General features: G+C 73.0%; 3 protein-coding genes. All 3 read right to left on the bottom strand.

Annotated elements, in window-relative coordinates; all coding sequences use genetic code 11:
• Positions 1 to 941: carboxyl transferase domain-containing protein (locus tag GT354_RS24605; RefSeq protein WP_346012154.1), on the bottom strand; the 941-nt coding region annotated here is incomplete at its 3' end.
• Entirely contained in the window at positions 938 to 2,152 is a 1,215-nt protein-coding gene (locus tag GT354_RS24600; protein WP_161358556.1) for a CoA transferase, read from the bottom strand. The genes GT354_RS24600 and GT354_RS24605, both read right to left, overlap by 4 nt.
• Positions 2,153 to 2,276: 124 nt before the next feature.
• On the bottom strand, positions 2,277 to 3,194 hold a 918-nt coding region (locus GT354_RS24595), incomplete at its 5' end, for an NmrA family NAD(P)-binding protein (protein ID WP_161358555.1).

The following is a 3,194-nucleotide window of genomic DNA, read 5'->3' as shown; positions in this document are numbered from 1 at the left end:
ACGCACGGCGCGCCGCCGAATCTGGCCAGGGCGAGCAGCAGCCCCGGGTCGCTCTCGCCCTCGCCGGTGCCGTGCAGCGCCACCACGGAGCGGGCCGCGTGGCGCAACACGGCTCGCGCGCCCGGGCGTTCGGTCCGTCGGGAGAGTTCGACCGAGGTCCAGGCGGGGACGTCGGCGAGCTCTTCGACCGGCAGCGGCGCGACGTCGGGGAGGTTTTCGCGCGGCGCGGTGACCACGTCGAGCACCCGTGCGGCGATGTCGCCGAGTTGGTCGGGGGGCACGACGGCGTCGACGAGGCCGTGTGCGTACAGGTTCTCCGCGACCTGGACGCCCTCGGGAAAGGGCTGCCCGTGCAGGGCTTCGTACACGCGCGGGCCCAGGAAGCCGATCAGCGCTCCGGGTTCGGCGGCGGTGACGTGGCCGAGTGAGCCCCACGACGCGAGGACGCCACCGGTGGTGGGGCCGCGCAGGTAGACCAGGTAGGGCAGGCCGGCGCTCTTGTGCGCGGCGACCGCGGCGCTGATCCGGACCATCTGGAGGAAGGCGACGGTGCCTTCCTGCATCCGGGTGCCGCCGGAGGTCGGCGACGCGACCAGCGGCAGCCCCTCGGCGGTGGCTCGCTCGATCGCGGCGACCAGGCGCGAGGACGCGGCGACCCCGATCGAGCCGGCGAGGAAGGCGAACTCGCAGGCCACGACGGCGACTCGGCGACCGCGGATGCGGCCTTCGCCGGTGACCACCGATTCGTCCACGCCGCTCTTGGCGGTCGCGGCGCGCAGTTCGTCGGCGTAGGCGCGGTCGAGGTGGTCCGGCCGCTCGGGCGCGGTGTCCCAACTCGCCCACGTGTGCGGATCGAGCACGCGGTGGATCAGGTCGTGCGCGCCGACGCGGGGCTTTCGGGGCGGCGGGAGTACGGTCGCCGCCGGCTCCGGCGTGTTCACGCGCCGGCCGTCGCGCGACGCGAGGCGTGCAGGGCCCGGGCTTCCTCGGCGTCGAGCCAGGCCTGCACGGAGTCGGTGTGCTGGCCGAGCGTGGGGGGCGCCTCGTGGCGGCGCCGGCCGCCGTCGGAGTCGGCGTTTTCGTCGAGCCGGATCGGCGGTCCCGGCAGGGTGATCGGTCCGAGGGTGCTGTGCATGACGTCCAGCAGCAGGCCCTGTGATCTGGTCTGGTCCCAGTCGTAGACCCGGTCGATCGTGCGTACCTCGCCGGCGGGTATGCCGGCCGCGGCCAACTCGGGGAGCAGGTCGTCCACGTCGCGCTGCGCGAAGGCCGCGTTGATGGCGTCGGCGAGTTCGGCCCGGTTGCCGACCCGGTCGGCGTTGATCGCGAAGCGCGGGTCGTCCGCGGCGAGGCCGACCATCGGCGCGAAGCGCGCCCACAGCTTCTCGCTGCCCACGGCGACCTGGATGATCGCGTCGCGGCAGCGGAAGGAGCCGTACGGCTGGAGCGAGGGATGCAGGTTGCCCTGCGCGTGGCCGACCTGGCCGGCGACGGTGTAGTTGGTGCCTTGGAAGGCGTGTACGCCGACGATCGCGGCGAGCAGCGAGGTCCGTACCACCCGGCCCAGGCCGGTGCGTTCGCGCTCGTGCAGCGCCGCCACCACGCCGTAGGCGCCGTACATGCCGGCCAGCAGGTCGCCGATCGGCACGCCGATCCGGGTGGGGTCGTCCGGTCCCGGACCGGTCAGGCTCATCAGGCCGGCCTCGCCCTGCGCGATCTGGTCGTAGCCGGGTCGGCCACCCTGCGGGCCGTCGTGCCCGAAGCCGGTGATCGACAGGACCACCAGGCGCGGGTTGAGCCGCTGCAACTCCTCCATCGGGAAGCCGAGTCGGTCCAGCACGCCGGTGCGGAAGTTCTCCACGAGCACGTCGCTGTGCCGCACCAGGCGGGCCAGCGTCTCGCGGCCCTCGTCGGTCTTGAGGTCGAGGACGATCGATTCCTTGTTGCGATTGCAGGACAGGAAGTAGGTCGACTCCCGGGCGTCCTGGGACCCGACGAAGGGCGGGCCCCACGCGCGGGTGTCGTCCCCGCCGTCCGGGTTCTCCACCTTGATCACGCGGGCGCCCATGTCGCCGAGCATCATCGCGGCGTGGGGGCCGGCGAGGGCGCGGGAGAGATCGAGCACGACGAGGTCGCAGAGCGGTCCGCTCACGTCGAAACACCCCTTTCTGCGGTGTGCGGTCTCGGCCTTCGGCATTTCGGGCCGCTGCGGTCGGGCAGGTGGTTCGAAGGCCGGGGTGCCCCAAAGCTAGGCGTCCGGGGAGAACCACTCGCCGTCAGTTACTGCCCAAGGAATCGCTGGGGATTGGCAATGTTTGCAGTTGGCTCACCGGCGGAGGCGTCGCGATCGGCGACTGGCTCACCGACCGGGTCGTCGCGTCGGACTCGACCACGCGGCGTGCGAACGCGCCGAAGCCGGTCGGTTCGCGACCCAGGAGCGCGGTGAGCGTGCGCGGATTCCCGGTCAGGCCGTGCCGGTCGTAGAACGCGAACATCGCGGTCAGCGTGTCGAGCGGGTAGCCCGACAGGCCGCCGATCCTGGCGTTCTCGCACCACTCCCGCGGGTCGATCCGGCGGGCGGTGACCGGGCGTTCCAGCACCGTCGCGAGCTCGGCCGCCATCTGCCGCGGGGTCACCGACTCGGGCCCGGCCAGTTCGTACACCGCGTGCTCGTGGCCGTCCTCGCCCAGCACCACTGCGGCGGCCTCGGCCACGTCGTTCAGGTCGACGGCGGCGAACGGCGCGTCGACGCGGTACGGGACAGCGAAGTCGCCGGTGCGCACGATCGTGTCCCACGCGTCCAGCGTGTTCTGGTGGTAGGGCGCCGGTTGCAGCACGGTCACCGCGAGGTCCGATTCGAACAGGGCCTCCTCGACCCGCAGCTTCGCCTCGTGATGCGGCATGGCCCGCAACTGCGGCCGCAGCACCGAATGGAAGACGAAGCGCCGCACCTTCCCCCGCCGCGCGGCCTCGATCAGCGTGCGCCCGATCGCCGGTTCGTCGGGATGCACGTTGGGCGCGATGTGGTACACCGCCGCGCACCCGCGCAGCGCCTCGTCGAGCGCGGCCCGGTCGCCGACGTCGCCCACCACGACCTCGGTCGCGCCGGCGGCGACGACCACCGGCACCTGCGAGGGTCTGCGCACGAACGCCCGCACGTGCGCCCCGCGCCGGGCCAGTGCCCGGGTCACTGC

The sequence above is a fragment of the Streptomyces sp. SID3343 genome (assembly GCF_009865215.1).
Classification (GTDB): Bacteria; Actinomycetota; Actinomycetes; order Streptomycetales; family Streptomycetaceae; genus Embleya.
The sequence above is the reverse complement of the archived record's forward strand: the minus strand, read 5'-3'. Positions and strand labels throughout refer to the sequence as shown.